Origin of the sequence: Rhodanobacter sp. ANJX3 (assembly GCF_014200755.1) — a bacterium.
GTDB lineage: Bacteria > Pseudomonadota > Gammaproteobacteria > Xanthomonadales > Rhodanobacteraceae > Rhodanobacter.
In genome coordinates this window covers 463,270-479,815 of record NZ_JACHCM010000004.1, presented here as the reverse complement: position 1 = coordinate 479,815, position 16,546 = coordinate 463,270, and the positions used below count along the sequence as shown (strand labels likewise).

Below are 16,546 nucleotides of genomic sequence, written 5' to 3'. Positions count from 1 at the left end.
ACGTGCTAATTCGGACTTTATTCGTGGGACGCTGGGGCGCCACGGGCGCCGCAGGTTTCGCGCACAACGATTTCGCAGCCGAAGGTCGGTCCGGCTGTGACTTGGTGATCGGGGTTTTCCAGCATGCTCGCCACAGCCTCGAGCGCGCTGCGTCCGAGGTCGACGATGCGCACGCGCACCGTGCTGAGGGGCGGCGCGACATAACGGGCGACCGGAATATCGTCGAAGCCGGCCAAAGCGATGTCTTGGGGTACACAGACACCGGCTTCGCGGAATGCGTGCATGCAACCGACCGCCATCATGTCGTTGGCCGCGAATACTGCATTCGGTCGCTTCTTCCGAGCTAGCAGTGCTTCACCGGCGCGAAAGCCGGCTTCCTCGGTGAAGTCGCCGGCGACGACAACGGGTTCGACCTTGGACGCGTACTTGGCCATCGCCGCGCGATAGCCGTTCTCGCGCTGCTGTGCGTCGAAGTTGTTCTCTGGGCCGGCAATAAACGCAATGTCCTGGTGACCGGTGTCGATCAGATGCTTGGTCATCGCGCGCGCGCCAGCGTAATTGTCGACGTTGATGACGCGGTAGGCCTCATCTTGCACCGGGCTGTTGATCAGTACGGTCGGCAGATCCTCGGGCAGATTGGCGCGCAGGAATGCGTCGTCGACGTGCGCGGACATGATCAGCATGCCGTCGACGCGGCCCTGCATGGCGCGCAGGGCCGCGGCGGCGTCCTCGGAACTGTCGTGGGAGCTGGAAACCAGCAGATGCAAGCCGTGCGCGCGGGCGGCCAGATCGATGCCGCGAATCAATTCGGAAAAGAATTCGCCGTATAAATCCGGAAGCAGGGCGCCGATGGTGTTGGTGCGACGGGTGATCAGCATGCGCGCCGCAGCGTGCGGGATATAGCGCAGGCGCAGGGCCACGTCGCGAATGCGCTGGCCGGTTTCGGCGGTGACGCCGCTGCCGCCGTTCAGCGCACGCGACACCGAAGCCACCGACACGTTGGCTTCGCGCGCTACATCCTTGATCGTGATGGTTGCCATGACAAGCTTCGCTAACCCCCGGAATCCCCCAGTGGCGGGAACGTAAACGTTTTCATGGCTGCTTGTAAAGTGTTTGCAAAACAAATATTTGTTGCAGCGCAAAAGGGTTTTCGGGATGCCGAGCGTGCCGAATCGGAAAACGCCTAATTGGCGCTAAATATTACGTTTGAGCGTCGAAAAAACCAGTGCGGCTCCGCAACATCAGGCGCTGACGCCGTCGGGTCTCGGGATCGGGCGATGGGTGACTTTTGCATCGTCACACGCTCAGTGTCCTCGCTAAAGTTTTGGCGCCAGCAGACGTTTAAGTAGATGGAGACGATCACGCACGCACCCGCGCTGAACGGAAAGCGTTTGGAGAAAGCGACATGGCTGTCGGTGATGGGTGGCGTTGAAGGGGGTGCGTATTTGTTGCCGGCTACTTGGATCAAGCCGGCCGCTGATTGATCGCCGAGGGTTATGTCCACGCAAAAAGAAGGACTTGTTAAAGTTTTGCAGATGCCGTTAAATCAAGGTTAATGTTTGACCGCTCAAGCGCCTGTACCATCAACTTCCTGCAAACAATCACCATAAAGCGATTAAGTCGCTGTTTCTGAAACATTATGTTCATCTCGCTCATCGTTATCGCCCTGTTCTTCGCCGCGCTGTTCGTCAGCGCCGTCAAGCGCGTGCCTGCGGGTCAGGTCTACAGCCTCTATCGCCAGGGCAAGCCGGCGCGGCTGCTGCAGCCGGGTGTGCACGTGGTGCTGCCGCTGGTGGAGCGCATCGCCAACAAGATCAACCTCTCCGGCCAGGTACTGCGATTCGAAGAGCCGATGGCGGACGATCGCGACGTCAGCGGCACGGTTTACTGGCAGGTGCTGGAGCCGGAGCGCGCCGATGCGGTATTCGGCCAAGTCGACCAGCTGATTCTTCGCGGCGCTCACGAGGCGCTGTGCACCGAGCGCGATGTGGCGCATGCCGATCGCCGCGTGCTCGGCTCGCATATGAAGCAGCTGCTCAACCAGAGCCTGCGCGAGCGCGGCATGATGGTGACGCGGGTCGAACTGGACGCGGCCTGAGCCCATTGCGCCGCTCGACTGGCGTCAAATAGGCCGAGTTGCTCGCACGACTGGCAAACCGAAACCCGCTGCGGCGGGTTTTCTTTTGCATAGTTTCTTGGCACGCGCTTTGGCATTGCCGGTCGTTGCCGGAGATACTGCTCTCTTACGCCAAGCTACCAGGAATCCGGATGACCGCGCGCGACCTCTTGCAGACCCAACTGGTACGCGGCATCGCCGAGTTGGGGCTTGGCCTGCCGGCAGAGGCCGTGTCGCGCTTGCTGGATTATCAGGTACTGCTGGAGCGCTGGAACGGCGCCTATAACCTCACCGCCGTACGCGACGCGGGCGAGATGATTACCCGCCACCTGCTCGATTCGCTGGCGATTCTGCCCTATGTGCGCGGCGCCACCCTGGCGGATCTGGGCACCGGCCCCGGGTTGCCCGGCATCGTGCTGGCGATTGCGGCGCCGGGCCGGGAGATGCTGCTGGTCGATTCCAACGGCAAGAAGGTGCGTTTTTTGCGCGAGGCGATCCGCGCGCTGAAGCTCGACGGCGTGCGCGCCGTACAGTCGCGCGTGGAAGACGTGCAAGGCCAGTTTGACTGCGTCACCGCGCGCGCCTTCGCCAGCTTCGCCGACATGCTCGGTTGGGGCGGACACCTGCTGGCGCCCGACGGCATCTGGCTGGCCATGAAGGGCAAGCTGTCGGAGGACGAACTGTCGGGCGTGCCGTCCGGTTTCGCCGTGCGGGAAACGCATGTGCTGACGGTACCGGGGCTGGATGCCGAGCGCCGTCTCGTGGTGCTCGGCAGGGCCTGATTGCAGGGTGCCGGAAGGTCAGGTGGCGTGTCGCGCAACCTGACCTTCGTGGATTTACCCCTGTTCGTCCAGCACGGCGCCGTTGCTCCCGATCACCTGGGCGTAGAGTTTGGCCGTCGCCTTCGCCGTGCGCTTCTGCGTGGCGAAGTCGACGTGGTAGAGCCCGAAGCGCTTGGAGAAGCCCAGCGACCATTCGAGGTTGTCCATCAGCGACCAGGCGTAATAACCCTTGATATTGACGCCCGCCTCGATCGCCTTGTGCATGGCGCCGAGGTGCTTGCGTAGATAGTTGGTGCGCAGCGGGTCGTCCAGCACACCGTTCTCCGCCACCGGTGGATCGTAGAAAGCCGAGCCGTTTTCGGTGATGTACAGCGGAATGTCGCCGTAGCGGTGCTTGAACCAGGTGAGCGTGTCGGTCAGGCCCTGCTCGAACACTTCCCAGCCGGTTTCCGTGTAGGTCTTGTTGGGCTGGCGCACCGGCACGGCTTTCAGCGGATACGCGTCGACGTCGTGTTTGACCACGGCGCGGGTGTAATAGTTGATGCCGACGAAATCGACCTTCTGATTCGTCAGCTTGAAGTCGTCTTCCGGAAAATCCGGCCACGCGTCGCCGAAGATTTCCTTCAGCTCGGGCGGATAGCTGCCGAGCAGTGCCGGGTCGGCAAACTGCTTGTTCATATACGCGTGGGCGCGCTTGGTCGCGGCGAGATCCTCGGCGCTGTCCGAGGCGGGGTACTTGGGCTCGATGTTGAACACCACGCCGATCTCGTGCTTGCCGTGCGCGCGATACGCCTGGATACCGGCGCCGCTGGCGCGCATCAGATTGTGCGCGGCGATCGGCGCCTCGTACTTGCTGCGGTGTCCGGGCGCCAGCGCGCCGTGCAGGTAGCCGCCGTCGGTGACGACCCAGGGTTCGTTGAGCGTGGCCCAGCGCGGCACGCGATCGCCGAGCGCCTTGAACATCACTTCGGCGTAATCGGCAAACCAGTGCGCGACGTCGCGGTTGAGCCAGCCGCCACGATCGTCAAGCGCCGCCGGCAGGTCCCAATGAAACAGCGTGGCGTTCGGCACGATGCCGTTTTCCAGCAGTTCGTCCACCAGGCGCGAATAGAAACCCAGGCCCTTGGCGTTGACCCGGCCGGTGCCCTCGGGCAGCACGCGTGCCCAATTGATGCTGAAGCGATAGCCCTGCAGGCCGAGCGCGCGCATCAGCTGCACGTCGTCCTTGTAGCGGTTGTAGTGATCGCAGGCGACGTCGCCGGTATCACCGTTGGACATCATGCCTGGCGTATGCGCAAAACGCTGCCAGATGCTGGGGCCGGCGCCATCGGCCAGCGGTGAACCTTCGATCTGGTAGGCCGACGTGGCGGCACCCCAGTGAAAACCCTCGGGAAAACGAAAACGACCGGTCATGGAGCTTCCTGCAGATGAAAACGGGTGATTAAGGCTTGATGTAAACGATTACGTAGGCAGAATAGCCGAATGTTTCGCCGATGTGCAGACACCTTCACACGCCGAATGCTGGCCTTTGTGGCCGACCGCACAGGAAATGCCGATGGCCACCGTTCGTCTGGATCAACTGCGCAAGGTTTACCCCGGCGGCCACGTCGGCGTCGCCGGCGCGAGTTTCGATATCGCCGATGGCGAGCTGCTGGTGCTGGTCGGGCCATCGGGCTGCGGCAAGACCACGTTGTTGCGGATGATTGCTGGGCTGGAGTCGATCAGCGGCGGTACGCTGAGCATCGACGGTCGCGTGGTGAACGACGTGGAACCGAAGGATCGCGATATCGCGATGGTGTTCCAGAACTACGCGCTGTATCCGCATATGACCGTAGCGGAAAACCTGGCCTTCGGCCTGAAGCTGCGCGGCCAGTCCAAAGGGGAGATCGACCGCCGCGTGCGTGAGGCCGCCAAGACCCTGGAACTGGAGCCGCGGCTGGCATCGCGGCCAGGTGCATTGTCCGGCGGTCAGCGCCAGCGCGTGGCGCTCGGTCGGGCGCTGGTGCGCGATCCGAAAGTGTTTCTGCTCGACGAGCCGCTGTCCAATCTGGATGCCAAGCTGCGGCTGACCATGCGGGTCGAGATCGCACGGCTGCATCGCCAGCTCAAGGCCACGATGATCTACGTCACGCACGACCAGATCGAGGCGATGACGCTGGGCCAGCGCATCGTGGTACTCGACGGCGGCGTGATCCAGCAGATCGACACGCCGATGCATCTGTACGACCGGCCGGCCAATTTGTTCGTAGCCGGCTTCGTCGGCAGTCCCGGCATGAACCTGCTGCGCGGCAGGCTGACTCTCGGCAGGGGCTGGTCGGTGGTGACCGAGCACGGCGAGGTGATGCTGGGCCGGCCGGCGCAGGCGGCGGGCTGGCAGGAATGGCGCGATCGCGAGATCGTGCTGGGCATGCGTCCGGAAGACCTGCTGCCCGTGGAAGCGGATGAGGCAGCGTTGATCGCACAGCTCGAAGTGCTCGAACCGGTCGGCAATGAGATCTTTCTCAACCTGCGCTACGGTAGCCAGGCGCTGGTGTCGCGCGTGTCGCCGCGCGCTTTGCCCGAGGCCGGCAGCACGGTGCCGCTGGGGCTGGCTGCCGAGCGCCTGCACCTGTTCGATCCCGCCAGCGGCCTGCGCATCGGCGTTTGAGCCAGGGCGGTACGCCGAGCGCCGTCAGCGCACCGGTCGGGTCGACGCATTACACTAGCCCTCTTCACGCGTCCGGTAGCTATCTATCCATGGCCCGCATCATCGCTGTCGCCAACCAGAAGGGCGGCGTCGGCAAGACCACCACTGCCGTCAATCTCGCGGCCGCCTTGGCGGCGGCGAAACGTCGCGTGCTGCTGGTCGATCTGGACCCGCAGGGCAACGCCACCATGGCGTCGGGCGTGAACAAGCGCGAAGCCAAGCCGAACGCGTGCGAAGTGTTGCTGGAAGAAGCGGAGATCACGGCAGCCATCGTGCCCACCGACGCCCACTACGACCTGCTGCCCGGCAACGGCGACGTCACCGCCGCCGAGCTGAAGCTGATGGATGCGCTGGCGCGCGAGCACCGGCTGAAGGAAATCCTGGCCAAGGTGCTCGGCAGCTACGACACCATTTTGATCGACTGCCCGCCGTCGCTGAATCTGCTGACGCTGAATGCGCTGACCGCCGCCAACGGCGTTTTGATCCCGGTGCAGTGCGAATATTTCGCGCTGGAAGGTCTGTCCAGTCTGCTCGATACGGTCAAGGCCGTGCGTCACCGGTTGAATCCGAAACTCGAGATCGAAGGCCTGCTGCGCACGATGTACGACGTGCGCAACAACCTCGGCAACGAGGTCTCCGCACAGCTGACCCAGCACTTCGGTGACAAGGTGCTGCGCTCGATCATTCCGCGCAACGTGCGCCTGGCCGAGGCGCCGAGCCATGGTCAGCCGATCCATCTGTACGACCGCAGCTCGCGCGGGGCGATCGCCTATATCGGTCTGGCTGGCGAAATCATCCGGCGCGAACGGGGTTTGCCGCCGGCTGCGAACGTCGACGCGGAAGCCGATGTCGAAGCGGTCGAACCACCGGCCCCAAGCAAAAACGGCCCGACGCTGAAGGCGCCGGCGGCCAATCAACAGGACTAGGCATGGCTGCTGCAAAAAAACGTGGACTTGGACGCGGGCTCGACGCCCTGCTCGGCGGCGATGGTGACGTCGAGGGCTCGCCGTCGGTGATCGGGCAGGAAGGCGAGCTGCGCATCCTGCCGATCCAGCAGATCCAGCCCGGCAAGTATCAGCCGCGCCGGCATTGGAACGACGAGGCGCTGGACGAACTGGCCGCATCGATCAAGGCGCAGGGGCTGATCCAGCCCGTGGTGGTGCGCGCGCTGGGCAAGGACAGCTACGAGCTGATCGCCGGCGAGCGCCGCTGGCGTGCGGCGCAGCGCGCCCAGCTGAGCGAGCTGCCGGCGCTGGTGAAAATCGTGCCCGAGGCCTCGGTGCCGGCGATGGCGCTGATCGAGAACATTCAGCGCGAAGACCTCACTCCGCTGGAAGAAGCCGATGCGCTGAAGCGGCTGATCGACGACTTCGCCCTCACCCATCAGCAGGCGGCCGACGCGGTCGGCCGTTCGCGCGCGTCGGTATCCAACCTGCTGCGTCTCACCGAACTGCCCGCCTCGATCAAGAAACTGCTCGACGAAGGCAAGCTCGACATGGGCCACGCCCGCTGCCTGCTGACCCTGCCCGAACATCAGGCCGAAAGCCTGGCGCTGGAAGCCGCGCGCAACGGCTGGAGCGTGCGCGAACTCGAAGAAGCCGCGCGGCGCGCCCAGACCGTGCCGAAGGGCAAGGCCAAAGCTGCCCCGGCGCGCGATCCGAACATCGGCGATCTGGAACGCGAGCTGGGCGAGCGCTTCGCCACCCGCGTCGAGCTGGCGCAGGGCCGCGGCGGGCGCGGCAAACTGGTCATCCACTACCACAGCAACGACGAGCTGGAAGGGATTCTGGGCAAGATACGGTAAAGCAGGGATAGAGCAGGGAAGAGGGCGAGGGGCGAGTAGCGAGGGCGCTCCGACGGGATGCGACGAAAAATGTGGAAAAGACTCATGCTGTGACGCCCCGAATCTAGACAACTTGGCGGCGGCACAAGCGACCAGCCTTCCCCATCGCAGCTATCGCAGACGCAGAAATCGCGGTTCTTGCAACTGTTTTCTAACGTATCGCCAACTGACCGATTCGACGAACGCCACCGATGCGCCCTCGCCTCTCGCTTCTCGCCCCTTTCTTTCTCCAAACGCCCCCACCCACTAGAATCCGCCCAGCGCCTGCGCGCCCCGTCCCCGCAACAAGGCTTCCCCATGCCGCAACTGTCCGTCGTCGTTCCCGTCTTCAACGAGCGCGACAATATTCCGCCGCTGCTCGCCGAAATCGCTGCCGCCCTGCGCGGGCAGATCGATTACGAAGTGATCTACGTCGACGACGATTCCGCCGATGACAGCCGCGCCGTGCTGGCCGCGCAGAAGGCGCTTCATCCGGAGCTGCGCGTGTTGCATCACGTGACCCGCAGCGGTCAGAGCACCGCCGTATGGAACGGCGTGCGTGCGGCGAAGTCGCCGTGGATCGCCACGCTCGATGGCGACGGCCAGAACGATCCGGCCGACATTCCCAAGCTGCTGGCGGCGCGCGACAAGGCGTCGGCGGATTTGCGCCTGTTCGCCGGCTGGCGCACTACGCGCCGCGACAGTTTCAACAAGCGCATCTCCTCCAAGATCGCCAATGCGGTGCGCTCGCGCATGTTGAAGGACGCCACGCCGGACACCGGCTGCGGACTGAAGTTGTTCGATCGCGAAGTCTTTCTGCGTCTGCCCTACTTCGATCATATGCATCGCTACCTGCCCGCGCTGGTCAAGCGTGCCGGCTTCGCCTGCCAAAGCGTGCCGGTGGGCCATCGCCCGCGCACCGCCGGTGTATCCAAGTACGGCATGCTCGATCGTCTATGGGTGGGTCTGGCCGATTTGCGCGGTGTGGCCTGGCTGATGCGTCGTGGCAAGGTCACCCGCATCGAAGAGCTTTGACTTCGGCTGACCCGCGTCGGCTAACGCGGTTGATGTGAAACCGGCTTCCAGTTGGAGAATGCGGCGCGGGCTCGCTGTCGTCCCAGTTCGATCAGCTCGCGGGCGCGATAGAACTCGTAGGCGGTGGATGCGTTGCGCGGCATCTGGATCAGCAGGTCGGGCGCATACGCCGCGAGACGCAGCCGTGAGAGATTGGCCTGCATCAGGTCCATTGACTGGTTGAGCAGTTCGAACGCGCCCGGTTCGCGCGGCTTCGGTTCGCTGTGCGGCCTCAGCCGACTCAAGAATTCGCCGATCCGGTGCCGTGCCCCGTTGGCCGCCGGTTCTTCCAGCTCCTGCGTTTCCACCGGTGTGAATTCGGCGGGACCATCTACGCTAACGGCCATGATGTAGTCGGCGGTTTCGCGAATCAGCGGCGACACGGGTAGCGGGTTCAACAGCGCGCCGTCGACCAGCACGCGTCCGTTGAGGTGGTACGGGCGAAAGACGGTGGGAATGGCAATCGACGCGCGGATCGCATCGAACAGCGAGCCGCGGGTCAGCCAGACCTCGCGCTCGCGCTCCAGGTCGGTGGCAACGGCGGTGAACGGGAACGGCAGCTCCTCGATGCAGGTATCGCCGATCAGCTCCAGCAGCGTGCCCATGATGCGCTCGCCCTTGATGAAACCACCGCCGGAAAACGTCCAGTCGAGCAGCTTCAGCACGTCGAACTTGGCCAGCGTCGAGACCCAGTCGCGGTAAACGTTGAGCTTGCCCATCGCGTAGATGCCGCCGATCAGTGCGCCCATCGAGCAGCCGGCGATGGCGACGATCTCAAAACCCTGCGCCTCGATTTCTTCAATCGCGCCGATGTGCGCCAGCCCCTTTGCGCCTCCCGCACCAAGGGCCAGCGCTACGGTGGGACGGCGTGATTCGGAAAGCGCTGCGGGCAGCGCGGTAGGGTCGGCGATATCGGTGTGTGTCATGCGCAGCTTTCAATTGTGGTCGGAGCGGCCGCCACCCGCTGACGGCATGCGGCGTCTGACAAGCATGGACGCGCCACAAATTCTCGGCAAGCTGCCGTGGCCTTTCAACCTATTCATGCCGCAACAGTCGCTGCGGGAATCTAGGTTTTCCCGCGTGTTGCGATCAGAGGCTAGGCTGATAGCCGCTCATCGCCAGCTGCAGCAGGATCTTCATTTCTTCGCGCAGCGGCAGCGGAGAGACGATCTCGGCGTCGGGGCCGTACTTGAGCACGTCCATCAGCAGCTCGCGCGAATTGGAGTAGGGCACCTGCAGCTCGTAGCGACCGTCCGGCAGCCACTCGCCGCGCTGCTGCGAATGCCAGTGCTCGTCGGCGACCCAGCGCGCGGCATGCTGCGAAAAACGGATCGTGGCCCATGCCTTGGGCTTGCCCGCGAAGATGCCGTAACTGGAGGCCAGCAGTTCGTTGAGGTCGTTCTCGGCCACGTCGATAGCCGCAGCATCCAGCGCTTGCGGTTCGACGATGCGATCCACGGCGAAACTGCGCAGTGCCTCGCGGTCGTGATCCCACACGTCGAGATACCAGTTGTCGCGATAGTGGGTCAGCCGCTGCGGCGACACGGTGCGGCGGCTGTCGGTATTGGTGGTGCGCGCGCGATAGCGAAAGCGCAGCTGATGCCGCTTCAGCACCGAGCCGGCGACAATGCGGAAAACCTGCTGGCTGAGCTTGCGTTCGCCCCACGGAATCACCCGGATGCGCTCGATCGGCAGTGGCTCGTCGTTGCCTTCGCGATTGGACAGCAGGCCTTCGATGCGCTTGCGCAGCGGCGTCAGTGCGCCGGCCAGCACGCCGGTGCCGGAGCGATCGATCAGTTCGTTCAACGCCAGCAGCGCGGACAGTTCGTCCGAGGTCAGCCACAGGCCGGGCAACTCGAAGCGTTCGCCCTCGCCCACTTCATAGCGAAACGCGGCCTGGTCGCCGCCGGCGCTTTCGACCGGCGCGCCCAGCGCGTCACGCAGAAACGCCACATCGCGATAAAGCGTAGCGCGCGAGCATTCGAGCTCCTCGCGCAGCCGGGCCAGGGGAATCGGGTAATGCGCCGACTTGAGCAGTCGGTGCAAGGTGGATATGCGTTCGTAGCGGTCCATGTGCCTGATCGAAAGTATCGGGAGTGACAGCGTTTGTAGCATGGTTGCAGCCGCGCGCGGCCGCTTCAAGGCGTTGATTCGCCGCCTCGATTGCCGCAGGATCATGAAGTTCTCCGCTGCGGCGCAGCAGATTGTTCATTTCAAGTTCAATCCGGGCCGTTAAGGTAGCCAATCACTATTCTTTAACAAATGGATCATCACCCATGAAAAAGACCTTGATCGCCTGCGTTTTGCTGGCTTCCATGGCAAGTTTCGCCGCTCAGGCCGACAATGCCGCACCGGCTTCCGGGGCTGATGCCAACAGCACCAGCAATGCGGCCAACAACGGCGGCTGGAGCGGATCGGGCGAGTTCGGTTTTGCCTCCGCTACGGGCAACACGCGCTCGCAGAACGTCAACGGCAAGCTCAACCTGAATCAGGAAAACGAGCAGTGGAAGAACAACTTCTACGTCGATTTCTTGCGCGCGAAAAGCCAGCAGGCGGTGACCAACGCGTCGGGCGTCACGGTGGAGCAGTTCAACGAGACCGCCAATCGCTACGACGGCGGTGCCTCGGTCGGCTACAAGCTCGATCCGCGCAGCTATATCGTGACGGCCGCGCGCTACGAGCATGACGACTTCGGCGCCAATATCTGGCAGGGCGTGGTGTCGGTCGGTTACGGCTATATCGCGCTGAAGGACGACACCAACGAGCTGTCGTTTGAACTCGGTCCCGGTTACAAGCGCTACCGCCCGGCGGTTCAGGACACGCTGATCAATGGTGTTGAAGTGCCGCAGGAAGCGAACGGTACGCAGAGCGAGGCGATTGCCCGTGGCCTGGTCAACTACAAGCACAAGCTCACCGACAACACCTCGTTCGAAGATACATTCCTGACGGAAGCGGGTTCCAAGAACACGTATCTTCAGAATGACGCCGGTGTCTCGGTCAGCATGACCAAGAAGCTGGCGGTGAAGGTCGGTTTCCAGGTGCGCCACAACACCAACGTGCTGCCGGGTATCCGCAAGAACGACACGCTCACCACCACCAATATCGTCTACAACCTCTGACGCGTTTGTTCGGTCGAGGAGCCGGAAATGGCTCTTGCATTTCCGGTTTGGCGGGTATCCATGGCCATAACCGGAAATTGCTCCTGCATTTCCGGTTTACCGGCCATCCATGGCCATAAAATCAAAAAGCCCCGCGGTTCGCTGCGGGGCTTTTCTGTGCCGCACCTGCAGCGACGCAGGCTCATTCAGAGGCCCAGTATTTCGCCCGCGCCCTGGTCGATCAATGCGGCGGCCACCTCCCGCCCCAGCGCTACCGCGTCGTCATCGGCCCTCATCGCCTCGGCATGCAGGAGCCGACCGGATGCTGCATCGCCGACCATGCCGCGCAGATGCAGGCCGCGCTCGCCCAATACGCACCACGCGGCAACCGGTACGGTGCAGCTGCCACCGAGCGCCTGGTTCATCGCCCGCTCGGCGTCGACGGTCAGGCGCGTATCGGCATCGTCGAGCGCGGCCAGCAGGGTCAGTGCGGCCGAATGATCCGAGCAGGCCTCGATCGCAATGGCGGCCTGGCCAGGCGCCGGCAGCCAGTCCGGCGGGGTGAGACGCGAGCGGATGCGCGCGGCGAAGCCCAGCCGCTCCAGCCCCGCGCAGGCCAGCACGATCGCGTCGTAGCCGCCGGCATCGAGCTTGGTCAGTCGTGTGCCGACGTTGCCGCGCAGATCGAGCAGCTGTAGATCCGGCCGCAGCGCGCGCAGCAGCGCCTGCCGTCGCAGCGACGAGGTGCCCACCCGCGCGCCCTGCGGCAGCGCGGCGAGGTTGGCGTATTCGTTGCTGACAAACGCATCGGCTGCATCGGCGCGCGGCAGGATCGCCGGCAGCGTAAAGCCGGGTTCCAGCGTCACGGGTACGTCCTTGAGCGAATGCACGGCCAGATCGGCGCGACCTTCCATCATCGCGACCTCGAGCTCCTTCAGAAACAGGCCCTTGCCACCGACCTCGGCCAGCGGCCGGTCGAGGATCTCATCGCCGCGCGTGGACATCGGCACCAGCTGCACCGATAGCGCCGGATGCGCCGCGCTCAGGGCGGCCGCCACGTGCTCTGCCTGCCACAGTGCGAGCGGGCTCTTGCGGGTGGCGATACGCAGGATGGAAGGGCTCATCGGAACTCCGCGACGTTCGGCAAGGTCTCATTGTCGCGTAGTTATGCAGCTATGCGCGCAATGCGGTCAGCGTGCGCGGCTGCGGCGGGCCAGATACGATGGCGACGAACTCATCGGAGCACTTCATGCAAAGCGGCAACCCGGCACTGAATAAGAATACCTTCCTCGACGCGGCCAGCGGCTTGGTCGTATCGCGCAACGGCGAGGCGATGACGCTCAACGGCACGGTCAACAAGACCGGCCTGCTGCTGATCCTGGTACTGATCGGCGCCATGTTCAGCTGGAGCCACTTCAGCGGACCTGGCAGCATTCCGGCGATGTGGCCGCTGGCGTTGGGTGGCGCGATCGGCGGCCTGGTGCTTGGCCTGGTCACCTCGTTCAAGAAAACCTGGGCACCGGTCACCGCACCGCTGTACGCGCTGGTGGAAGGCGTGTTCATCGGCGCGCTGTCGGCGATTTTCGAGATGCGTTATCCAGGCATCGTGGTGCAGGCGGTCGGGCTTACCTTCGGCACCATGGCGGCGCTGCTGCTGGCCTATCGCAGCGGGCTCATTCGCGCCACGGAAAAATTCAAGCTCTGCATCGTGGCCGCCACCGGCGGCGTCATGCTGCTTTATCTGGCCAATATGGCGATGAGCTTCTTCGGCCATCCGATCGGCTTCATCAACGGCCACAGCACCGTCGGCATCGTGTTCAGCGGCGTGGTGGTGGTGATTGCCGCACTGAACCTGATTCTGGATTTCGACATGATCGAAACCGGGGTCAACGGCGGCGCGCCGAAATACATGGAGTGGTACGGCGCGTTCGCGCTGGTGGTTACCCTGGTCTGGCTTTATCTGGAGCTGCTGCGGCTGCTGTCGAAGATGCAGTCGCGTAACTGACGCTGGGCGTGTACATCGACCAGAGCGGGAGCCCGGCGGTGCGCCGGGCTCCCGCTTCGTCTATCGGCATTTTACGCTTTCTTCAGCAGCGCCTTGGCATGCGCGATCACGTTGTCGACAGTGAAGCCGTACTCGGGCAACAGTACCTTGGCCGGGGCCGAGGCGCCGTAGCGATCTACGCCCAGCACGGCGCCGTGCGGGCCGACGTAGCGATCCCAGCCCATCGATACGCCCATTTCCACCGCGAGCTTGGCAGTGACGTCCGGCGGCAAAACTTCATCGCGATAGCTCTGCGGCTGGGCTTCGAATAGATCCCAGCTCGGCATCGACACGCAGCGAACGGCTACGCCGTCGGCCTGCAGCTTCTCGGCGGCCTCCACGATCAGGCCGACTTCCGAACCGGTGGCGATCAGCACGAGCTCAGGCTTGCCCTCTTTCGCATCGCTGAGCACATAGGCGCCCTTGCGCAGGCCATCGGCGCTGGCGAACTTGGTGCGATCCAGCACCGGCAGCTCCTGCCGGGTCAGCGCCAGCAGCACCGGACGCTCGCGTGTTTCCACGGCGACCTTCCACGCGACCGCCGTTTCGTTCGCATCGGCCGGACGGATCACCGTGACATGCGGAATCGCCCGCAGGCTGGCGATCTGTTCGACCGGCTGGTGGGTCGGGCCGTCTTCGCCGACCGCGATGCTGTCGTGGGTGAACACGTGCACCACGTGCAGCTTGGACAGCGCGGCCAAGCGAATCGTCGGGCGCATGTAATCGGAGAAGATCAGAAAGGTGGAGCCGTACGGAATAAACCCGCCGTGCGCGGCCAGCCCGTTGACCACCGCGCCCATCGCATGCTCGCGCACGCCGAAGTGCAGGTTGCGTCCGGCATGGCTCCAGCCGGCGCTGTCCGAGCCCTGGGTGTCTTCGCCAGCGGTGGCGGCCGAATTGAAATCGCCGAAGCCTTTGAGGTTGGTATTGGTCGACGAATCCAGATCGGCCGAGCCGCCGAACAGCGCCGGCAGCTTCTCCGCAAACGCATTCATGATCTTGCCGCCGGCCGCGCGCGTCGCGATGCCCTTGGCGTCCGCCGGGAATGTCGGAATGTCGGCATCCCAACCGGCGGGGAGTTTGCCGTCCAGGCGATCGCGCAGTTCGGTCGCCAGCTCGGGGAAGGCTTTCGAATAGGCGTCCATACGGCCATTCCACTCGCTCTTCTGCTCCTCGCCGCGCTGCTGCGCTTCGCGGAAGTGCTCCAGCGCGGGCTGCGGTATCAGGAAATCGGGCTCGACCGGCCAGCCCAGCTTCTGCTTGGTTTCCTTGACCTCTTCGACGCCCAGCGGCGAGCCGTGCGCCTTGAACGATCCCTGCTTGGGCGAGCCGAAGCCGATCTGCGTGCGCACCAGAATAAGCGACGGGCGCGTGGTGTCCGCCTTGGCCTTTTCGATGGCGGCATCGATGGCGGCAATATCATTGCCGTCGGCCACCGTAATCGTCTGCCAGCCGTAGGCTTCAAAGCGCTTGGCGCGATCTTCGGTAAACGAGATGTCGGTGCCGGCAGCCAGACTGACGTAGTTGTCGTCATAAAGGCAGATCAGCTTGCCCAGCTTGAGATGGCCGGCCAGCGAGGCGGCCTCGGAAGCCACGCCCTCCATCAGGTCGCCGTCGCCCACCAACGCCCAGGTGCGGTGATCGATAACAGTGTGGTCATCGCGGTTGTAGCGCGCCGCGAGGTGCGCTTCGCCGATGGCCATGCCGACCGCGTTGGCGATGCCCTGACCGAGCGGGCCGGTGGTGACTTCGACGCCGGCGGTGTGGCCGCGCTCGGGATGCCCCGGCGCCTTGCTGCCCCACTGGCGAAACTGTTTGATGTCGTCCAGCGACAGGTCATAACCGGTCACGTGCAGCAGGCTGTACAGCAGCGCCGAACCGTGGCCGGCCGACAGCACGAAGCGATCGCGATCCACCCACTCAGGGTTGCTCGGATAATGCTTGAGATGCTTCGTCCAGAGCACATAGGCCATGGGCGCGGCGCCGAGCGGCAGCCCAGGGTGGCCGCTGTTGGCTTTCTGCACCATATCGACCGAAAGAAAACGGAGCGTATCGATGCATTGCTGATCGAGCGAGGAGACAGTCATGGGGAGTCCTTGGGGAGGCAGGTATTCACTGCGGGGAGGCATATCTAGAACACTTAGCATGACGGTTGCCGGGTAAAGCTACCGTCAAGTTTTCAGACAGGCTGCGCAAGCCGGTGCGCACACGCGTCAAAACAGTCAGGCCGCATGTCCGATCAGCGCGCCAATGCCGGCGGTCATGGCCATGGCCAGCGCGCCCCAGAAACCGATGCGCAAAGCACCTGCCAAGACACGGGCGCCGCCCACGCGCGCAGCGAGCGCGCCCAGCAGCACAAGAAACAGCAGCGCGCTAAGAAAGATGCTTGGGATCAGAATCGGTTCCGGCGTCACAGCGGCTACCAGCAGCGGCAGCGCGGCGCCGATCGAAAAACTCAGCGCCGAGGCTATGGCGGCCTGCAGCGGTCGCGCCCGCTGCGTGTCGGTGATGCCAAGCTCGTCGCGCGCGTGCGCATCCAGCGCGTCGTGCGCCATCAGCTGCACAGCCACCTGCGCAGCCAGCGCCGGATCGAGCCCACGGCCGACGTAGATCGCAGCCAACTCTTTGTGCTCGCCTTCGCTGTCGGTGTGCAGCTCGAGCTGCTCCTTGGCCAGCTCGGCATTTTCGATATCGGCCTGGGAGTGCACCGACACGTACTCTCCTGCGGCCATGGACATCGCGCCGGCGACAAGGCCTGCCGTACCGGCGACCAGAATGCTGGCGTGGCTGGCGTGCGCTGCAGCGACGCCCAGCACCAGACTGGCGGTGGAAACGATGCCGTCATTAGCGCCCAGTACCGCGGCCCGCAGCCAGTTGATGCGGGCTGTGACGTGGCGTTCGGAGTGCTTTCGGGAACGGGACAA

The 16,546-nt window shown here is 64.1% G+C and carries 16 protein-coding genes; 9 read left to right on the top strand and 7 right to left on the bottom strand.

From position 1 onward, the window contains the following. Positions 1–17 precede the first annotated feature (17 nt). The gene (locus HDE76_RS13830; RefSeq protein ID WP_184508385.1) at positions 18–1,040 is read right to left on the bottom strand and encodes a LacI family DNA-binding transcriptional regulator; all 1,023 of its coding nucleotides are present in this window, start codon (positions 1,038–1,040) and stop codon (positions 18–20) included. Positions 1,041–1,639: 599 nt separating this feature from the next. Between HDE76_RS13830 and HDE76_RS13825 the strand changes: the two genes are divergently transcribed. Both HDE76_RS13825 and rsmG read left to right on the top strand, forming a co-directional pair. Further along, positions 1,640–2,098, top strand: a complete 459-nt coding sequence (locus HDE76_RS13825) for an SPFH domain-containing protein (protein WP_179482064.1) — start codon at positions 1,640–1,642, stop codon at positions 2,096–2,098. 170 nt (positions 2,099–2,268) lie between these two features. Further along, positions 2,269–2,898: a 16S rRNA (guanine(527)-N(7))-methyltransferase RsmG gene (gene rsmG / locus HDE76_RS13820; RefSeq protein ID WP_179482062.1), complete on the top strand. Its 630-nt coding sequence runs from the start codon at positions 2,269–2,271 to the stop codon at positions 2,896–2,898. A 54-nt stretch (positions 2,899–2,952) separates the two neighbouring features. Here rsmG and HDE76_RS13815 read toward each other — a convergent pair whose 3' ends face one another. After that, complete coding sequence (locus tag HDE76_RS13815; RefSeq protein WP_184508381.1) at positions 2,953–4,311, bottom strand: GH1 family beta-glucosidase; 1,359 nt, start codon at positions 4,309–4,311, stop codon at positions 2,953–2,955. A 142-nt stretch (positions 4,312–4,453) separates the two neighbouring features. On the opposite strand from HDE76_RS13815, the gene ugpC reads away from it, so the two are divergent. The 4 genes from ugpC to HDE76_RS13795 all read left to right on the top strand — a co-directional run bounded on the left by ugpC (position 4,454) and on the right by HDE76_RS13795 (position 8,441). Then, positions 4,454–5,545 carry a sn-glycerol-3-phosphate ABC transporter ATP-binding protein UgpC gene (ugpC, locus tag HDE76_RS13810; protein ID WP_184508378.1) on the top strand — a complete coding sequence of 364 codons (1,092 nt, stop codon included), beginning with the start codon at positions 4,454–4,456 and terminating at the stop codon, positions 5,543–5,545. A gap of 89 nt (positions 5,546–5,634) precedes the next feature. After that, positions 5,635–6,510: a ParA family protein gene (locus HDE76_RS13805; RefSeq protein WP_184508375.1), complete on the top strand. Its 876-nt coding sequence runs from the start codon at positions 5,635–5,637 to the stop codon at positions 6,508–6,510. Between the two features lie 2 nt (positions 6,511–6,512). After that, positions 6,513–7,388, top strand: a complete 876-nt coding sequence (locus tag HDE76_RS13800) for a ParB/RepB/Spo0J family partition protein (RefSeq protein ID WP_184508372.1) — start codon at positions 6,513–6,515, stop codon at positions 7,386–7,388. 336 nt (positions 7,389–7,724) lie between these two features. Beyond that, a complete protein-coding gene (locus HDE76_RS13795) occupies positions 7,725–8,441 on the top strand; it encodes a glycosyltransferase (protein WP_184508369.1) in 717 nt (238 codons plus the stop codon). Between the two features lie 20 nt (positions 8,442–8,461). Here the strand turns inward: HDE76_RS13795 and HDE76_RS13790 are convergent, their stop codons facing one another. Together HDE76_RS13790 and HDE76_RS13785 are read right to left on the bottom strand one after the other, a co-directional pair. Beyond that, positions 8,462–9,406, bottom strand: a complete 945-nt coding sequence (locus HDE76_RS13790) for a patatin-like phospholipase family protein (RefSeq protein ID WP_184508366.1) — start codon at positions 9,404–9,406, stop codon at positions 8,462–8,464. 163 nt (positions 9,407–9,569) lie between these two features. Next, positions 9,570–10,553: a YafY family protein gene (locus HDE76_RS13785; RefSeq protein ID WP_179482049.1), complete on the bottom strand. Its 984-nt coding sequence runs from the start codon at positions 10,551–10,553 to the stop codon at positions 9,570–9,572. A gap of 40 nt (positions 10,554–10,593) precedes the next feature. On the opposite strand from HDE76_RS13785, the gene HDE76_RS20785 reads away from it, so the two are divergent. Both HDE76_RS20785 and HDE76_RS13780 read left to right on the top strand, forming a co-directional pair. Beyond that, on the top strand, positions 10,594–10,716 hold the full coding sequence (locus HDE76_RS20785) for a hypothetical protein (RefSeq protein ID WP_255457886.1): 123 nt from the start codon (positions 10,594–10,596) through the stop codon (positions 10,714–10,716). Positions 10,717–10,756: 40 nt separating this feature from the next. Next, the gene (locus HDE76_RS13780) at positions 10,757–11,599 is read left to right on the top strand and encodes a DUF481 domain-containing protein (RefSeq protein ID WP_179482047.1); all 843 of its coding nucleotides are present in this window, start codon (positions 10,757–10,759) and stop codon (positions 11,597–11,599) included. 185 nt (positions 11,600–11,784) lie between these two features. Here HDE76_RS13780 and hemC read toward each other — a convergent pair whose 3' ends face one another. Next, positions 11,785–12,702, bottom strand: coding sequence for a hydroxymethylbilane synthase (gene hemC, locus HDE76_RS13775; protein ID WP_179482045.1), 918 nt, complete (start codon positions 12,700–12,702; stop codon positions 11,785–11,787). A gap of 125 nt (positions 12,703–12,827) precedes the next feature. Here hemC and HDE76_RS13770 point away from each other — a divergent pair, with 125 nt between their 5' ends. Beyond that, positions 12,828–13,583, top strand: a complete 756-nt coding sequence (locus tag HDE76_RS13770) for a Bax inhibitor-1/YccA family protein (protein ID WP_184508365.1) — start codon at positions 12,828–12,830, stop codon at positions 13,581–13,583. A gap of 71 nt (positions 13,584–13,654) precedes the next feature. Here HDE76_RS13770 and tkt read toward each other — a convergent pair whose 3' ends face one another. Continuing rightward, complete coding sequence (gene tkt, locus HDE76_RS13765; RefSeq protein WP_184508362.1) at positions 13,655–15,709, bottom strand: transketolase; 2,055 nt, start codon at positions 15,707–15,709, stop codon at positions 13,655–13,657. Between the two features lie 135 nt (positions 15,710–15,844). Then, a complete protein-coding gene (locus HDE76_RS13760; RefSeq protein ID WP_218862519.1) occupies positions 15,845–16,546 on the bottom strand; it encodes a VIT family protein in 702 nt (233 codons plus the stop codon).

Coding starts and splice junctions, on each gene's coding strand:
- HDE76_RS13830 (WP_184508385.1), bottom strand. CDS start 1,040: ATGGCAACCATCACGATCAAGGATGTAGCGCGCGAAGCCAACGTGTCG.
- HDE76_RS13825 (WP_179482064.1), top strand. CDS start 1,640: ATGTTCATCTCGCTCATCGTTATCGCCCTGTTCTTCGCCGCGCTGTTC.
- rsmG (WP_179482062.1), top strand. CDS start 2,269: ATGACCGCGCGCGACCTCTTGCAGACCCAACTGGTACGCGGCATCGCC.
- HDE76_RS13815 (WP_184508381.1), bottom strand. CDS start 4,311: ATGACCGGTCGTTTTCGTTTTCCCGAGGGTTTTCACTGGGGTGCCGCC.
- ugpC (WP_184508378.1), top strand. CDS start 4,454: ATGGCCACCGTTCGTCTGGATCAACTGCGCAAGGTTTACCCCGGCGGC.
- HDE76_RS13805 (WP_184508375.1), top strand. CDS start 5,635: ATGGCCCGCATCATCGCTGTCGCCAACCAGAAGGGCGGCGTCGGCAAG.
- HDE76_RS13800 (WP_184508372.1), top strand. CDS start 6,513: ATGGCTGCTGCAAAAAAACGTGGACTTGGACGCGGGCTCGACGCCCTG.
- HDE76_RS13795 (WP_184508369.1), top strand. CDS start 7,725: ATGCCGCAACTGTCCGTCGTCGTTCCCGTCTTCAACGAGCGCGACAAT.
- HDE76_RS13790 (WP_184508366.1), bottom strand. CDS start 9,406: ATGACACACACCGATATCGCCGACCCTACCGCGCTGCCCGCAGCGCTT.
- HDE76_RS13785 (WP_179482049.1), bottom strand. CDS start 10,553: ATGGACCGCTACGAACGCATATCCACCTTGCACCGACTGCTCAAGTCG.
- HDE76_RS20785 (WP_255457886.1), top strand. CDS start 10,594: ATGGTTGCAGCCGCGCGCGGCCGCTTCAAGGCGTTGATTCGCCGCCTC.
- HDE76_RS13780 (WP_179482047.1), top strand. CDS start 10,757: ATGAAAAAGACCTTGATCGCCTGCGTTTTGCTGGCTTCCATGGCAAGT.
- hemC (WP_179482045.1), bottom strand. CDS start 12,702: ATGAGCCCTTCCATCCTGCGTATCGCCACCCGCAAGAGCCCGCTCGCA.
- HDE76_RS13770 (WP_184508365.1), top strand. CDS start 12,828: ATGCAAAGCGGCAACCCGGCACTGAATAAGAATACCTTCCTCGACGCG.
- tkt (WP_184508362.1), bottom strand. CDS start 15,709: ATGACTGTCTCCTCGCTCGATCAGCAATGCATCGATACGCTCCGTTTT.